This window comes from Lonsdalea iberica (genome assembly GCF_002111585.1).
Classification (GTDB): Bacteria; Pseudomonadota; Gammaproteobacteria; order Enterobacterales; family Enterobacteriaceae; genus Lonsdalea; species Lonsdalea iberica.
This window is the reverse complement of sequence record NZ_LUTP01000020.1, coordinates 29,770-45,146: the sequence shown is the minus strand read 5'-3', so window position 1 is coordinate 45,146 and position 15,377 is coordinate 29,770. Positions and strand designations below refer to the sequence as shown.

Here is a 15,377-nt window from a genome sequence, read left to right as displayed (position 1 = left end):
ATAAAAATATGGCTATTACTCTAACAGTAATGTTTTTTTAGGTATTCTTTGTGGTTTTACTAATTCATGAATATAGAGTTTTTAAGTATTAATTCAATATTAAAGTGATGTGAGCTTATTTTCGTAGTGCTATTCTCGACCTCGCTGTATTTACATACCTTCGCCATAACATCAGAAATTAAAACTGTATTTTTCTTATTGTTTCAAGCAAGGAAAAAAGGAAATGAAAAAACTGAGATTGGCATCGCTGATTGCGATGAGTTTAGGTATTGCCCTATGGGGGAATGTTCCTCAGGTTCAGGCGGAGCCCGCGGAGGTCACCTCTCCTCATGGCGACGCTATTCAGCGTTCCGACGACTACCCGACCTGGTGGAAACAGGCGGTTTTTTACGAGGTCTATCTTCGCTCGTTTAAGGATGGCAACGGAGATGGTATTGGTGATTTTAACGGCTTGATTGAGAAACTGGATTATTTGCACAATCTGGGTATCGACGCCATCTGGATCACGCCGCATTACGACTCCCCGAATCAAGATAGCGGCTACGACGTCCGCGACTATAAAAAGGTCATGAAAGACTTCGGCACGATGGAAGATTTCGATCGGCTTGTCTCTGAAATGAAAAAACGCAATATGCGTCTGATGATCGATATTGTGTTTAATCACACCAGTGATGAACACCCGTGGTTTCTGAAAAGCAAAGAGTCCACCGATAACCCTTACCGCAGCTACTACTTTTGGCGCGATGGCAAAAACGGCGGCGAGCCCAACAACTACCCGTCCATCTTCAGCGGTCCGGCGTGGGAGAAAGATGCCAAGACTAATCAATACTATCTTCACTACTTCAGCGCGCATCAGCCGGATCTCGACTGGGGAAATCCGCAGGTCAGAAAAGAACTTTACGACATTATGGAGTTCTGGCTATCCAAAGGCGTTTCCGGTCTGCGGTTTGACTCTATTAATACCGTCTCCAAACAACCAGGATTCCCGGATCTGAATCAGCAGCAGCTGGGATTTGCCGCAGCGACCTATGGCAGTGGGCCTAACGTTCACCATTATCTCAACGACATGAACGAGCACGTTCTGTCACATCATAAGGATATGGCGTTCGCGGCCGAAGCCTTCGGCGTGCCTCAAGCGTCGCTGAAAGATTATGTCGACCAGCGCCGCCATGAAATGGATATGGCGTTCACGTTTGAGTCGGTGCTGTTCTACCGCTATCCGGGCCAAAAGTGGCATTACCAAGGCTGGGTGCTGCCGCAGTTGAAAGAAGTGGTGCAACACGCGAATGAATCTGGCGGCGAGTATGGCTGGCTGGCGTTTTTCCTTGGCAACCACGATAACCCGCGCGTCGTTTCCACCCTCGGGGACGACCGTCCGGAATGGCGTGAGCGCTCCGCGAAAGCGCTAGGTACACTGCTGCTGACCCAGCACGCCACGCCGTTTATCTACCAGGGCGACGAACTGGGAATGATTAATGCGCCGTTCAAGTCCATTGACGACTACAACGATATCCAAACCAAAGCGTTCTACAAGAATTTCGTTCTTAGCGGAAAGGTGAAGGAGGACTTTTTCATGAACAATGTCCGCATTACCTCACGTGAACAGAGCAGAACTCCGATGCAGTGGAGCGCCGAGAAAAACGCGGGCTTCACGACCGGTACGCCGTGGTACACGGTGAACCCGACCTACAAAGAGATCAACGCGGCGAGCGAAGTGGACAATCCGCATTCGGTCTACAACTACTACCGTGACATGATCGCTTTGCGTCACCGCATCCCGGCGCTGGTCTACGGCCAATACGCGGATCTGGATCCGCAGAATCCCGATGTCTTTGCGTACACGCGCACCATGAAGGGCGATCGTTATCTGGTGGTGATCAACTTTAAAGAACATCCGATCGATTACACACTGCCGAATCATCTGGCGATAGGCGAAACGTTGCTCGAAAGCGGTGAAAAGGCCAAACCTGCAGACAATGCCACCGTGCTTAATCTGCAACCGTGGCAGACGGGGATCTACAAACTGAAATAACCCACGCTGCTGGCGCACTCGCGCCATTTCACACCTCACATCCCGGCTTTGGCCGGGATGTTTTTATTTTCATTCTTACACCTCCGCCTATGGAGGTGATGATCGTGCCTGTAGGGCTCTTTGCCCGTCGCTAAATTTTGCTCCAGTTTGTTGCCAGCAAATCAAGGGAGTAAATAGCACGAGCAGATACGAATCCGCTTCACATGTATTTTTTCGCTGTCAGCATCATCTCGTTTGGACCCCGACGTACAGACACCAAATCCTTAAAGGCAATCTCGGGAAAGCGCTATACCGAAGCATTTATGTGTATTGCAGTGTGAGTAAATGCACGGTGCTAGAACTTAATGTGCAGAGAGATCATGTCCATTTGGTGGTAAGAGCACCGCCGAGCCTGAGTGTTTGAGACTCGATAGGGGTTGTGGAAGGACGAACTGTGATTAGGCTGTTCGCAAACTTTGCCTATCTGAGAAAGAAGAAAAAGTTATGGGGGGGATCTCATCTGGCAAAGAAGATATTTATGGACTCGCTAGAAACGAGTGAAGATATTATTCACAGTTATGTCGGGTATCTGGACAAAGTAGCCGTTCGAGCTCGTAGAGAGCCTCTTCCCCGCAGGCGACGAGTTTTTATTGACTACTTGATAAGTAAATACGATGTTTTGATTAATACCTTTTTATATATACTTAACTCGTCGTGTAGATGAAGTACCGTTTTTTGTCCCCATAGTGATATTTTCTTAATATCATTTAAGTCTGTTAATTTTTTATCAAGGTGGGTTCTCATTATAAAAATAACGTCCTTTCAAAGGGATGGCTTATCGTTTGCTACTTGTTTTTAAATAATAATGATATTGTATTATGCCTATTTGTTTGGGTGTTAATGATTGCGTCAGATATATAAATATGTCTTTTTATTAATAATAAGTTATTTATTCCCTCTGCGGTATTAATCAAAGCGCCTATTTTTTTTCGATATTTAAGTGGTTTCATTTTTCTAAAACGATTCTCACTTGATTTTGATTGTTATTCCTTTATGGCGTGAAAAATAAAAACTGTATTTTCGTATTGTTTACAGCAAGGAAAAAAATATGAATAAACTGAGATTGGCCTCGCTAATTGCGATAAGTCTAGGTATTGGCCTGTGCGGGAATGCTCCTCTGGTTCAGGCGGAGCCTGCGAAAGCCGCTTCTTCCCAAGGCGCCGTTATTCAACGTTCTGACGACTACCCGGTCTGGTGGAAGCAAGCGGTCTTTTATGAGGTCTATCTCCGCTCGTTCAAGGATGGCAACGGAGATGGTATCGGTGATTTCAACGGCTTAATTGAGAAGCTGGATTATTTGCACAACCTTGGCATCGACGCCATCTGGATCACGCCGCATTACGACTCCCCGAATCAAGACAGCGGTTACGACATCCGCGACTATAGAAAAGTCATGGCAGACTTCGGCACGATGGAAGATTTCGATCGGCTTGTCGCTGAAATGAAAAAGCGCAATATGCGCCTGATGATCGATATTGTGTTTAACCATACCAGCGATCAACACCCGTGGTTCCTGAAAAGCAAAGAATCGACCCATAACCCTTATCGCAGCTACTACTTCTGGCGCGAAGGTAAAAATGGCGGCGTTCCGAACAACTATCCGTCGATCTTCAGCGGTTCAGCGTGGGAAAAAGAGGCCAAGACCGACGAATACTATCTTCACTATTTCAGCGTGCATCAGCCGGATCTCGACTGGAGCAACCCGCAGGTGAGAAAAGAGCTGTATGACGTCATGGAGTTTTGGATGTCGAAAGGGGTCTCCGGCATGCGGTTTGACTCTATCAATACCATCTCTAAATGGCCTGACTTCCCGGATCTGAATCAGAAACAACTGGAGTTCGCCGCAGCGACCTATGGTGAGGGGCCGAATGTTCACCGTTATATCCAAGATATGAACGAGCACGTTCTGTCGCATCATAAAGATATGGCGTTCGCCGCTGAAACCTTTGCGGTGCCACCCGAGGGGATGAGAAATTTCGTCGATCAACGGCGCCATGAAATGGATCTGGCATTTATGTTCGAAGCGGTGATGTTCTATCGCTATCCAGGGCAAAGATGGCACTACAAGGGCTGGACGCTGCCGCAGCTGAAAGAAGTGGTAAAACATGAAAACGAATCTGGCGGCGAGTACGGCTGGCTGGCCTTTTTCCTTGGCAACCATGATAACCCGCGCGTGGTTTCCACCCTCGGCGACGATCGCCCGGAATGGCGTGAGCTTTCTGCGAAAGCGCTGGGCACGCTGCTGCTGACGCAGCATGCCACGCCGTTCATCTACCAGGGCGATGAGCTGGGCATGATCAATGCGCCGTTCAATTCAATCGATGACTACCACGATATTGAAACCAAAGCGTTATATGACAGCCTGGTTAAGAGCGGAAAAGTCAAAGAAGACGAATTCCTGAAGAACTATCGCATCACCTCGCGAGAACAGAGCAGAACGCCGATGCAGTGGAGCGCCGAGAAAAACGCGGGCTTCACGACCGGTACGCCTTGGTACACGGTGAACCCGACGTATAAAGAGATCAACGCGGCGAGCGAAGTGGACAATCCGCATTCGGTCTACAACTACTACCGTGACATGATCGCTTTGCGTCACCGCATCCCGGCGCTGGTCTACGGCCAATACGCGGATCTGGATCCGCAGAATCGCGATGTCTTCGCGTATACGCGTACCATGAAGGGCGATCGTTATCTGGTGGTGATCAACTTTAAAGAACATCCGATCGATTACACGCTGCCGGATCATCTGGCGATTGGCGAAACGTTGCTCGAAAGCGGTGAAAAGGCCAAACCCGCAGATAATGCCACCGTGCTCAATCTGCAACCGTGGCAGACAGGGATCTACAAACTGAAATAATGTCGCGATGCGGGTATGGGGTTTATGCCAGACATAGCGCAGCACCTCACATCCCGGCTCAGGCCGGGATGTTTTTTGGCGGAACAGACGTCGGAGTCGGGTGATGCCGAACTTTATTCCAGTCCGGGCATCGAGAGATTACGAAGCGGATAACTCGGGTTGCGTTCATGACGCGCCAGGAAGCGGTAACAGCTCGCGCCCAGCGCCGCGCCGATAAACCAGTTAAAATTGGCCAGCGCATGCCACGACGGCACAAAACCGATAAAAAGACCGATGGCGACTGCGGGGATCAGCGCCAGAATGGCGTTGGGATTGAATCCGCGGCGATACCAGTAGCGCCCCTGCGGGGTTGCGTTAAACAGATCGTCGACGTGTACTTTCCCGCCTTTGATCAGATAAAAATCCGCCAGCAGGATCCCAAACAGCGGGCCAACAAAAGCGGCCAGCACGTCCAGCGTATAGTGGATCAGTTCGGGCGACTGGAAGAGGTTCCAAGGGGTCAGCAGGATCGAACCCACGGCGGCGATCATCCCGCCCGCGCGGAAGCTGATCCGCTGTGGTGAACAGTTGGAGAAGTCGAAGGCCGGCGACACAAAGTTCGCCACAATATTGATACCAATCGTCGCGATAATCATGGTCAGCAGACCCAGCGCAACGGCAACGCCGCTGCCGATGTGGCTCACCGTTTCGATCGGATCGGTAATCATCTTGCCGAACAGCGACTGCGTGCCGGAAACGATCACCACCGTCACGATGGAGAACAGCAGGAAGTTGACCGGCAGCCCCCAGAAATTGCCGCGGCGCACGTCGCGCATGCTCTTGCCGTACCGGGAAAAGTCGCCGAAGTTCAGCAACGGCCCGGAAAAATAGGAGACCACCAGCGCAATGGCGCTAATCATCTGCCACAGCTGCTCGCCCGCGCTCAGCGATTGACTGGACAGCGTGAAGGAGATGCCCTCCCAGCCGGTCTGGTAAACAATCCAACCGGCCAACCCCAACATCACCGCATAGACTGCCGGACCGGCGAAATCGATGAACCGTTTAATCGCCGCCATGCCGTGCCAGAACACCATGGCCTGAAGCAGCCAAAGGGTGCCGAAGCATATCCAGCCGAGAGCCGACAGGCCCAGCCAGTGAGGTTCGGTCAGCGCGATCAGTGAGGGGTAGAACTTCAGCAGCGCCAGCATCAGCGCGTTGGCGGCCAGATAAGTTTGTATACCGTACCAGGCGAAGGCAATCAGTCCGCGGATCACCGCCGGGATATTCGCGCCGAAAACCCCGAAGGCCTGACGACAAATGACGGCATAGGGGACGCCGCTCATCTGGCTGGGTCTGGCGATCAGATTGGCGCACAGCTGAACAATGCCGATACCGGCCAGTAGACAGACCAGCACCTGCCAGCTGGCAAGCCCCAGCGTAAAGAAACTGGCCGCGACGACGTAGCCACCCATACTGTGCACGTCGGACATCCAGAAAGAAAAAATGTTATACCAGGACCAGTTCTGCGACCGTACCGGCGCGAGATCCTCATTGCATAACCTGGGGCTGTAGTCTGTCCGCACGGTGCGGTTCGATGAGGTATTTTCTGGCATGGAATCTGCTCCTTTGGATAACCTAACGTCAACGTCACTCGATGGTGTATACGAAAGGTGTTTTGCAGGATTCAGGCCATGATCTGTTTTTTGTATACAATAAATGACAATTGCGGTGTACGATTTAGCCATGAAATGGTAATGGGATAACGTGATGAACTATACCTATGGTCTTGAAGATAAAACGCTTTCTCAGCAAAAAGACGAAGTGATTTATCACGCATTGCTGAATGCGATTGTGGAACACCAGCTGCTGCCGGGCACCAAATTACCTGAAGAAGCATTGGCGGACGTCTTTGGCGTAAGCCGAACTGGTATTCGCAAGGTGCTGCAGCGTCTTGCCGCAGTGCAAATGATCAACCTGGCGCCCAAGCGTGGTGCACAGGTCGCCACGCCTTCGGTGGAAGAAGCGCAGCAGATCTTCCGAACCCGCAGTCTGCTGGAGTGCGCCAACCTGCCGCAGGTGGTGGCGCATTGCCAGCCGAGCCACTGCGCGGCGCTGGAAAAGGGCGTGCAGGCGGAGGATCAAGCTCATCAGGATCAGAACGGCGCGGAGGCGATCCGTCTGTCCGCCGCGTTTCACATTCAGTTGCAGGCCATCTCCGGCAATGCAGTATTGACCGGCATGGTGTCTCAGCTCACGCTGCGATCGTCGCTGGTGATTGCCGCCTATGGCGCACCGTGGCCGCAGGGGTGTCGCTGTCACGATCATCAGCGGTTGATTGCCCTGCTGAGGGACAAAAATACGGCGGCGCTCACGTCGGAAATGCAGCGCCATTTCGATGACATCACCGCCCATCTGCGATTCGATCGTGACGATAGCGTCGCGCCGGATTTCTCCCGCTTGTTCGGTCATCTCAACGGGGACGTGAAAGCATGAGCGGCTGTGTGATTCAGGTCATCAACCCGAACACCAGCCGGGAAATGACGGAGACCATCGGTGCAGCGGCCCGGCGAGCGGCGCACCCGGACACCGAAATCCGGGCCGTGTGCCCGTCTCACGGCGCCCCATCGATAGAAGGACATGTCGATGAAGCCATCGCGGCCCTCGGCGTGCTGGAGCAGATCCAACAAGGCAAGGCGCAAGGCGTGCACGGTCACGTTATCGCCTGCTTCGGCGATCCGGGTCTGCTGGCCGCGCGCGAGCTGGCGGCCGCGCCGGTCGTCGGCATTGCCGAAGCCGCGATGCATATGGCGACGTTGGTGGCGACGCGCTTTTCTATCGTCACCACGTTGCCGCGGACGCTGATCATCGCGCGACACCTGCTGCATCAGTATGGCTTTGAACGCCACTGCGCCGCGCTGCATGCCATCGACCTTCCGGTGCTGGCGCTGGAAGACGGACAGGGATTGGCGCAACAGAAAGTGCGTGAACAGTGTATACAAGCAAAACAAAAGGATGGATCCGGCGCCATTGTGCTGGGCTGCGGCGGCATGGCGGATCTGGCCGTTGAATTGACGCGTGAGCTCGGGATCCCGGTGATCGACGGCGTCAGCGCCGCGGTCAAACTGGTTGAATCCTTGGTCGGGATGGGGCTGACCACCAGCAAATACGGCGACCTCGACTATCCGCTGCTCAAACCGCTGACCGGCCCGTTCAGCCAGCTGCGCTGACGCCGGTTACATCTCCTCAGCCACAGAAAAGAGAACTCAGCATGAAGACAGTGACGCAAGCGTTGCGGGAAGGTCGGGACTATCCGCGCGACCTGACAGGTTATGCGGGCCAGCCGCCGCACGCCCAGTGGCCGGGACGCGCGCGTATCGCGGTGCAGTTTGTCCTCAACTATGAAGAAGGCGCGGAGAGTCACGTGCTGCACGGCGATGCAGGCTCCGAGCAGTTTCTGTCCGATATCATCGGCGCGGCCAGTTACCCGGACCGCCATATGTCGATGGACTCGTTATATGAGTACGGTTCTCGCGCCGGTTTCTGGCGCATTCACGCGGAGTTTCAGCGTCGCGGTCTGCCGCTGACCGTGTTCGGCGTGGCGATGGCGCTGGCGCGTAATCCGGCCGTCGTGGCGGCGATCGCGGCGGCGAATTACGACGTAGTCTGCCACGGCTGGCGGTGGATCCACTATCAGGACACGCCGCTGGAGATTGAACGCCAGCATATGGCCCAGGCCGTGGAGACGATGACGGCGCTGTTCGGCCGCCCGCCGCTGGGCTGGTATACCGGTCGCGACAGCCCAAACACGCGTCGGCTGGTGGTGGAACACGGCGGCTTCCAGTATGACAGCGACTATTATGGCGACGATCTGCCGTTCTGGATGCCTGTGGCGGGGGATGACGGCGCGGCCCAGCCGCACCTCATCATCCCTTATACGCTGGAGGCCAACGATATGCGTTTCGCCTCGCCGCAGGGGTTTAACTGTGGGGACCAGTTCCTGACCTACCTGAAAGATAGTTTTGATGTGCTGTATGAAGAAGGGGAAACGGCGCCGAAGATGATGTCGATCGGCATGCACTGTCGGCTGCTGGGACGGCCGGGGCGCTTCCGCGCGTTGCAGCGTTTCCTCGATTACGTACAGCAGCACGACCAGGTGTGGATTTGTCGTCGTCAGGATATCGCCGATCACTGGCGTCAGCACCATCCCTATCGGGGTTGATGCCGCCCTCGCCAAGAGATAAAAAAGGCCGCTTAGATCATCGCGGCCTGTCTTCATCACAAGGCTCCCCGGCGCGTTTACGTCATCAGGCTGACGTGGGCGGCCACGATGCGCCACCCCTGCTCGGTACGGATCCAGGTTTGCATCTGGCGACCCACCTTTTCTGAATGCGCCCGACGAAACTCAGTGCTGGCGACGGCCATATCCCGGCCGTAGCTGGTGATCTCCGTATTGTGCAACTGACGGTCGAGTCCGGCTGACGGACGGGCGGCGCGAAACGCCCGGATCTGCTCAATGCCGTACAGGTTCTCGGACGCGCCGTAGCGCACGGTGCGCGCATCGTGCCAGAACAGGGCGTCGAGTTCTTCGACGTCGTTGCCGGTCAGCGCTTTTTCGTAGCGGTAGAAGGCGGCGCTGACCTCTTCCAGGACGTCGGGCAGGTTGATGTCGTTGAGCTGCAACATGTCTGATTCCTTGCGTTTCAGAGCGGTAAGGGGATGACGGCATGCGTGATGCCTTGCTGTTCCAGTCGTCGGGCCGCGCGCAGCGCAATGTCTTCGCGCCACGGCGCGGCAATCAGTTGAACGCCGATGGGCAGCCCGGAGTCGGTGAGCAGCGGCACGGTCACGACCGGCAGACCGACGAATGAAATCGGCTGCGTGAGCATGCCCATGCTGGCGCGAATAGGCAGATCCACGCCGTTAATGCTCATCGTTTCCTGACCGATCAACGTCGCCGAGCAGGGCGTTGCCGGGGCAATCAACAGGTCGGTGTGTTCGAACAGCGACAGGACTTTCCGGCGGAAGTGGTCGCGGAATCGCTGAGCCTGCACGTACCACGTCGCCGGGATCATCGCGCCGGCCAGCAGGCGTTCGCGCGAATGCGGTTCGAACTGATCCGGTACGTTTCGCAGCGCGGGCAGGTACTGATTCCCGCCCTCGCTGGCGGAGATCAGGAAAGCGGCCGTGCGGGCCAGCGCGGCATCGTCGATCAACACGTTATCATCCGCCCCCAGCGCCCGGGCGACCCGCAGTACGGCGGTTTTCGCGTGTTCGTCGCACCAGTCGGCGAAATAGCCCGCCAGAATTCTGGCGCGTATTGGCTGCGCGTCATCATCCAGCGCGGTCGAGCAGTCCAGCGACGAACGCGGCGTTTGAAAACGATCGTGAGCGTCGATGCCTTGCAGTAGATCAAACACCTGCGCCAGATCCTCGGTATTGCGCGCCATCGGGCCGATGTGATCGAGACTGGCGACGAAGGGCTGCGCGCCGCGGCGAGACAGGCGACCAAAGGTCGGCTTAAGCCCGAAAATGCCGCACAGCGATGAAGGGACGCGAATGGATCCGTTAGTGTCGCTGCCGAGCGCGAAGGTCACCAGCCCGGCCGCGACCGCCGCCGCCGAACCGCCGGAGGAGCCGCCCGCGATGCGGTTGACGTCATGCGGGTTCCGCGTCGCGCCATAGTGGGTGTTCTCCGTCGTGAAGCCATAGGCGTAGGCATCCATGTTCAACAGCCCCGACAGCAGCGCGCCCTGAGCGCTTAGCCGGCAGACGGCGTAGGCATCCTGCGTGGCGGGGGGACGCTGGCTAAACAGCTTCGCTCCCGCCAGCGTGGTTTCGCCTGCCACGTCGAACAGATTTTTAACCGCATACGGCACGCCGGTCAGCGTGGGCAACGCGGCACCGTCGCGGCGTTGTTGATCGCGCTGCGCGGCCTCTTCCAGCATGCGCGTTTCGGTGACACGGGTGTAAGCATTGAGCTGGGGATTGCGCTCGGCAATGTGCGCCAGCGTCTGTCGGGCAATGTCCTGCGCGGACAGTTCGCCGCGCTCTTGCAGCGTCTGAATCTCATTAATGGAATAGCTGCCGGGGTGACGTGTCGTACTCATAACCGATAAACCCCCGCAATTTCTTCACGTTCGTCCAGCGGAAAGGCCATCAGCGGCAACGCCATATCGGCGATGCGGCTGAACTGTCGCTGCAATTCCTCGCGGCGGGCGGGATCCAATTCCAGCGCCAGTAATGTTTCCATTTGCCGCAGATAGTCGGCCAGCGCGGCGTCATCAAGTTTCATCTCACTCATGGTTCCCTCTGTCATTCTCTTGGTCGCGGTCTTATCGGTTTAGAAGCCGAGGGCGCTGCCGTTGCTGCGCGGGTCGAACGCCCCTTCGAGCATACCGTTAGTATGGCGCACGATGGCGCCTGCGTGTCCGACGCTCTCGCTGAAGTCGGGCAGCATCTCCACCTCATGGCCCAGACCGCGTAGCGTATCGACGGTGGCGGCCGTGAAGCGGTCCTCCAGCTTCAGACTGTCGGAGGTTTGTCCCCAGGTGCGGCCCAGCAGCCAGCGCGGCGCGGCGATGGCTTGCTGTAGCGGCAGTCCCTGCACTACGTGGCGGATAAACAGCGCCGCCTGCGTTTGCGGCTGGCCGTCGCCGCCCATCGATCCGTAGACCATCGTCCTTCCGTCAGACAGCCGTGCGGCGGCCGGATTCAGAGTGTGAAACGGCTGTTTTCCCGGTTCCAGCGCCAGCAGATGCTGCGGATCGAGGCTGAACGAGGCGCCCCGGTTCTGCCAGACGATACCGGTTTCCGGCAGTACCACGCCGCTGCCGAATTCGTGATAGAGGCTCTGAATAAAGGAAACCGACAATCCGCTGGCGTCGCATACGCCCATCCACACGGTATCGCCGGGGCCTTTGCCTTCTCCCCAAGGCGCGGCGACGCCGGTATCAACCCGGGCGCTCAAGGCGTCCAGCACATCGGCGCTGAGCAGAACGGGGATATCCTGCGTGACGTGTCTGGGATCCGTGATGTAGGCATCGCGCAGTTCAAACGCCAGCTTGGTGGCTTCGACGATGCGGTGGATCGTTTGCGCATCGTTGAGATCGGCCATGTCTAGCCGGTCGGCGATCCCGAGGATCGCGAGTGACACCAGCCCTTGCGTCGGCGGCGCCAGGTTGAAAATCTCGCCCTGACTGTGGGCCAACCTCAGCGGCGCGACGCGTTTGGCGCGGTAGTTAGCCAGATCGTCTCGGGTTACCGGCATACCTATCTGCGCCATGGCTGCCGCCAGCGTATCGGCCAGCGCGCCGCGATAAAAACTGTCCAGACCGTCTTGCGCCAGCTGCGTTAGCGTGCGGGCAAGATCGGACTGAACGAAGCGGCTGCCGGGGGAAGGGGGGCGACCGTCCGGCAAGAAGACGCGGCGGAATTCGGCGTTGGCGCTGAGGGCGTCAACATGCTGCGTGAGCGCGTCCGACTGCGAGGGCGTGACGGGAATACCGTGTTCGGCGTAGCGGATCGCGTCGGCCAGCAGCCGCTTCAGCGGCAGTGATGTTCCGCCCAGTTGGTCGGCGTAGCGCAGTGCTTCCTGCCACCCGCCGACGGTGCCCGCCACGGTGATGGCGGCGTTGGGACCGCGATGAGGAATGCGCGCCATTCCGTCATACATTGCGCGGTTGGCCAGCGAGCCAGCCGGTCCGCTGGCGTCGATGGCTATGGGGTCGCCCTGCGGCGGCACGATAAGCCAGAAACCGTCTCCGCCCAGACTGTTCATGTGCGGATAGACGACGGCGATGGTGGAGGCGGCGGCGACCATCGCTTCAATCGCATTGCCGCCCTCCCGCAAAACGGCCTGAGCGGAAGCGCTGGCCAGGTGATGTGGCGTCACCGCCATGCCGGCGGGCGCGATATTACTGTGCATCATCTAAAAGATTCCCATTGCCAGGGGGCAAGGCTCCGGCGCTCAACGTCGGCGAGTGATAAAGCACAGGCCAGACGTCGTGCCGTAAGGGGGCCCACGGATAATCGACTCAAGATAAAAGCAAAAAGCATTCCACTCTTTTTCCTCTTGCCGTTCTCGTGAAGAGGTGTGCTAAGGTGCAGCGATACCGTAAATGGATGAAACGAAAGTTACAGAGGCAGGTATGAAGCAGATTGATGAACGGCTACGCAGCCACTTTGATGCGCTTTCCCCTCAGGAGCGGCGGGTCGCGGAGTTCATTTTCGATCACCTCAACGACCTGATCAGCTACAACAGCGCGGAGCTGTCGCGGCTGTGCGGCGTCTCCAAAGCGACCGTCAGCCGCCTATTTCGTCGTCTCGGCTATCCTAGCTACCGCGAAATGCGCGATGAGCTGCGCACGCTGCGTCAAAGCGGCATGCCGTTGGCCGACAACCGCGATGCGGTACAGGGGAATACCCTGCTGGCGCGTCACTATAAGCAGGAAATGGCGAACCTGACCCAGTGGGTTAATCAGATCGATGCGGGGCAGTTCGGCGCGGTGATTGCCGCGCTCCAGCAGGCCCGGCGCGTCTGCCTGATCGGGCTGCGCAACAGCTACCCGGTGGCGCTGCATCTGCGTCAACAGCTGTTACAGGTGAGGCCCCAGGTCTGTCTTTTGGCGCAGCCGGGGCAGACGTTGGCGGAAGAGCTGGCCGACTTGAGTCCAGAGGATGTTGTGATCGTGGCCGCGTTCCGCCGCCGTCCACGGCTGATGCCGTCTTTGCTCGCCCAATTAAAGGAAAAACAGATCCCGGTGCTGCTGCTGTGCGAGCCGCAGGCCCACCGTCTGCAACCGCTGGCGACCTGGACGCTGAGCGCGCCGTTGGACAGCGTCTCCGCCTTCGACAGCTACGCCTCCGCGATGGGGTTGGTCAACTTGCTGAGCAACGCGTTGCTGCACGAAATGTTGCAGGACGGGCGTCAGCGCATCCATCACATCGCCGATCTGTATCAGCAACTGGATGAGCTGGAGCAGCGTTAGGCGAAGTGTTGTCTCAACGTGTGAATGCCGTTGGCGGGGCGCAGCGCCGCTTGTCGGGCATGAATAAACGGCAACCTACGTCGATATTTCAGGTACACCGCCTACCGGCGTCACTCCGACAGCCTATGGCCGCCCCCCTGACGTCAACGCCTTGGAACGTTCGTGACGTTTTGCATAATCCATGATGGCGGTAATGTCGTCATGCCGCCTGCCTACCGCCATCGTTAACACTACGGGACATCCGTAATGCTTTGAATAACTCATGATGCCGGCAATGTCGTCACTCCGCCTGCGTCTGGCCGCCCCCCTGACGTCAACGCCTTGGAACATTCGTGATGTTTTGCATAACCCATGATGGCGGTAATGTCGTCATGCCAAAGGGAGATGTAGGTCGCGGCAAGCGATGAGCCGGCTTTCAGCACCAGAATAGTGCTGTTGCTCTCTTGCAGTGCATTGTTTCAGTGCGAGCATCGCTGTCTTCTCTTCGCCGTTTCCGCGATGCGTCTCCTCGCCCATGCTGGCAGAAAGACGATTTATAGGAAGGTCTGCGCTTTTTTCTGCCGCTCATCTCACCACGCTGACAACCTCATTATTGGCATATATCTTGCTCGGTTATTTGTAACGATAGTTTCATTAGTGTTTGTTGAGAATCTTTTGTTTCATATTGGCGAACCAGGAGCAGAGCGATGGATATCAGAAAAGGTTTCTTGGCCGTGGTCAGCGCGGCGCTGTTTTTCGTACAGTCTGGGCATGCTCTGGCAGACCAGCTGCAAGACATTGAAAAGCGCGGTGTACTACGCGTCGCCGTACCGCAGGACTTCCCGCCGTTCGGCTCGGTCGGCACGGATCTTCAGCCGCAGGGCTACGATATCGACATAGCCCGTTATCTGGCCAGCGAGATGAAACTAAAGTTGCAGCTGGTGCCCGTGAGCAGCGCCAACCGTGTCCCTTATCTGCAAACCAACAAGGTGGATCTGGTGATCTCCAGCCTGGGTAAAAACGCCGAGCGCGAAAAGGTGATCGACTTTACTCGCGCCTACGCGCCGTTTTTCCTGGGCGTGTTCGGACCGAAAGACGGCGACCTCGCCAATCCTCAAGCGCTCGCGGGCAAAAGCGTGGGCGTCACCCGCGGCGCGGTGGAAGATATGGTGTTGACCGCCATCGCGCCGAAAGAGGCGCAGCTGAAACGCTATGAGGACAATAACACCACGCTGTCGGCTTACCTGTCCGGACAGGTGCAGTACATTGCGACCGGTAACCTGGTGGTCGCGGCCATCGCCGCGCAGACCCCGACGAAAGCGCCGGTGGCGAAATTCATGCTGAAAGATTCGCCGTGCTTTATCGGCCTGAAAAAAGGCGAACCCGCATTGAAAGAGAAGGTCAATGCGCTGATTGAAAAGGCGGTAAAAGACAACACGCTGAACGGCCTGTCGCAGAAGTGGCTGAAAGCGCCGCTACCCGCCAATCTGGGCGCATGAGGGTA

12 protein-coding genes and 1 pseudogene are annotated in these 15,377 nt (G+C 56.6%); 8 read left to right on the top strand and 5 right to left on the bottom strand.

What is annotated here, in order from left to right; genetic code table 11:
- Window positions 1–223 precede the first annotated feature (223 nt).
- The 3 genes and pseudogenes from AU511_RS09630 (at window position 224) to AU511_RS09620 (ending at window position 4,928) form a co-directional block, all read left to right on the top strand.
- A complete protein-coding gene (locus tag AU511_RS09630; protein ID WP_094109524.1) occupies window positions 224–2,032 on the top strand; it encodes a glycoside hydrolase family 13 protein in 1,809 nt (602 codons plus the stop codon).
- Between the two features lie 160 nt (window positions 2,033–2,192).
- Window positions 2,193–2,612, top strand: a pseudogene (tnpA, locus tag AU511_RS09625) (IS200/IS605 family transposase); the annotation flags it as partial.
- A gap of 507 nt (window positions 2,613–3,119) precedes the next feature.
- A complete protein-coding gene (locus tag AU511_RS09620) occupies window positions 3,120–4,928 on the top strand; it encodes a glycoside hydrolase family 13 protein (RefSeq protein ID WP_094109523.1) in 1,809 nt (602 codons plus the stop codon).
- A gap of 113 nt (window positions 4,929–5,041) precedes the next feature.
- Here the strand turns inward: AU511_RS09620 and AU511_RS09615 are convergent, their stop codons facing one another.
- Window positions 5,042–6,520: an NCS1 family nucleobase:cation symporter-1 gene (locus AU511_RS09615; RefSeq protein WP_094109522.1), complete on the bottom strand. Its 1,479-nt coding sequence runs from the start codon at window positions 6,518–6,520 to the stop codon at window positions 5,042–5,044.
- Window positions 6,521–6,674: 154 nt separating this feature from the next.
- Between AU511_RS09615 and AU511_RS09610 the strand changes: the two genes are divergently transcribed.
- From AU511_RS09610 to puuE, 3 genes are read left to right on the top strand one after another with little or no spacing between them, the layout of a single operon-like run.
- Window positions 6,675–7,400: a GntR family transcriptional regulator gene (locus tag AU511_RS09610; RefSeq protein ID WP_094100918.1), complete on the top strand. Its 726-nt coding sequence runs from the start codon at window positions 6,675–6,677 to the stop codon at window positions 7,398–7,400.
- Entirely contained in the window at window positions 7,397–8,134 is a 738-nt protein-coding gene (locus tag AU511_RS09605) for an aspartate/glutamate racemase family protein (protein WP_094109521.1), read from the top strand. The genes AU511_RS09610 and AU511_RS09605 overlap by 4 nt, the downstream gene beginning before the upstream one ends.
- 41 nt (window positions 8,135–8,175) lie before the next feature.
- Window positions 8,176–9,126 (top strand): allantoinase PuuE, encoded by a 951-nt coding sequence (gene puuE / locus AU511_RS09600; protein WP_094109520.1) that lies wholly within the window; start codon window positions 8,176–8,178, stop codon window positions 9,124–9,126.
- A gap of 77 nt (window positions 9,127–9,203) precedes the next feature.
- Here puuE and hpxZ read toward each other — a convergent pair whose 3' ends face one another.
- From hpxZ to AU511_RS09580, 4 genes are read right to left on the bottom strand one after another with little or no spacing between them, the layout of a single operon-like run.
- Window positions 9,204–9,590 carry an oxalurate catabolism protein HpxZ gene (hpxZ, locus tag AU511_RS09595; RefSeq protein WP_094109519.1) on the bottom strand — a complete coding sequence of 129 codons (387 nt, stop codon included), beginning with the start codon at window positions 9,588–9,590 and terminating at the stop codon, window positions 9,204–9,206.
- A gap of 17 nt (window positions 9,591–9,607) precedes the next feature.
- Complete coding sequence (locus tag AU511_RS09590) at window positions 9,608–11,014, bottom strand: AtzE family amidohydrolase (RefSeq protein WP_094109518.1); 1,407 nt, start codon at window positions 11,012–11,014, stop codon at window positions 9,608–9,610.
- Complete coding sequence (gene hpxX / locus AU511_RS09585; protein ID WP_094109517.1) at window positions 11,011–11,199, bottom strand: oxalurate catabolism protein HpxX; 189 nt, start codon at window positions 11,197–11,199, stop codon at window positions 11,011–11,013. The genes AU511_RS09590 and hpxX overlap by 4 nt, the downstream gene beginning before the upstream one ends.
- A 48-nt stretch (window positions 11,200–11,247) precedes the next feature.
- Complete coding sequence (locus tag AU511_RS09580; RefSeq protein WP_094109516.1) at window positions 11,248–12,834, bottom strand: gamma-glutamyltransferase family protein; 1,587 nt, start codon at window positions 12,832–12,834, stop codon at window positions 11,248–11,250.
- Between the two features lie 220 nt (window positions 12,835–13,054).
- Here AU511_RS09580 and AU511_RS09575 point away from each other — a divergent pair, with 220 nt between their 5' ends.
- Window positions 13,055–13,894: a MurR/RpiR family transcriptional regulator gene (locus AU511_RS09575; RefSeq protein WP_094100925.1), complete on the top strand. Its 840-nt coding sequence runs from the start codon at window positions 13,055–13,057 to the stop codon at window positions 13,892–13,894.
- A gap of 686 nt (window positions 13,895–14,580) precedes the next feature.
- Entirely contained in the window at window positions 14,581–15,372 is a 792-nt protein-coding gene (locus AU511_RS09570; protein ID WP_420843445.1) for a transporter substrate-binding domain-containing protein, read from the top strand.
- Window positions 15,373–15,377: the final 5 nt, after the last annotated feature.

Coding starts and splice junctions, on each gene's coding strand:
- AU511_RS09605 (WP_094109521.1), top strand. CDS start 7,397: ATGAGCGGCTGTGTGATTCAGGTCATCAACCCGAACACCAGCCGGGAA.
- AU511_RS09630 (WP_094109524.1), top strand. CDS start 224: ATGAAAAAACTGAGATTGGCATCGCTGATTGCGATGAGTTTAGGTATT.
- AU511_RS09590 (WP_094109518.1), bottom strand. CDS start 11,014: ATGAGTACGACACGTCACCCCGGCAGCTATTCCATTAATGAGATTCAG.
- AU511_RS09580 (WP_094109516.1), bottom strand. CDS start 12,834: ATGATGCACAGTAATATCGCGCCCGCCGGCATGGCGGTGACGCCACAT.
- hpxX (WP_094109517.1), bottom strand. CDS start 11,199: ATGAAACTTGATGACGCCGCGCTGGCCGACTATCTGCGGCAAATGGAA.
- AU511_RS09620 (WP_094109523.1), top strand. CDS start 3,120: ATGAATAAACTGAGATTGGCCTCGCTAATTGCGATAAGTCTAGGTATT.
- AU511_RS09575 (WP_094100925.1), top strand. CDS start 13,055: ATGAAGCAGATTGATGAACGGCTACGCAGCCACTTTGATGCGCTTTCC.
- AU511_RS09570 (WP_420843445.1), top strand. CDS start 14,581: ATGGATATCAGAAAAGGTTTCTTGGCCGTGGTCAGCGCGGCGCTGTTT.
- puuE (WP_094109520.1), top strand. CDS start 8,176: ATGAAGACAGTGACGCAAGCGTTGCGGGAAGGTCGGGACTATCCGCGC.
- AU511_RS09610 (WP_094100918.1), top strand. CDS start 6,675: ATGAACTATACCTATGGTCTTGAAGATAAAACGCTTTCTCAGCAAAAA.
- AU511_RS09615 (WP_094109522.1), bottom strand. CDS start 6,520: ATGCCAGAAAATACCTCATCGAACCGCACCGTGCGGACAGACTACAGC.
- hpxZ (WP_094109519.1), bottom strand. CDS start 9,590: ATGTTGCAGCTCAACGACATCAACCTGCCCGACGTCCTGGAAGAGGTC.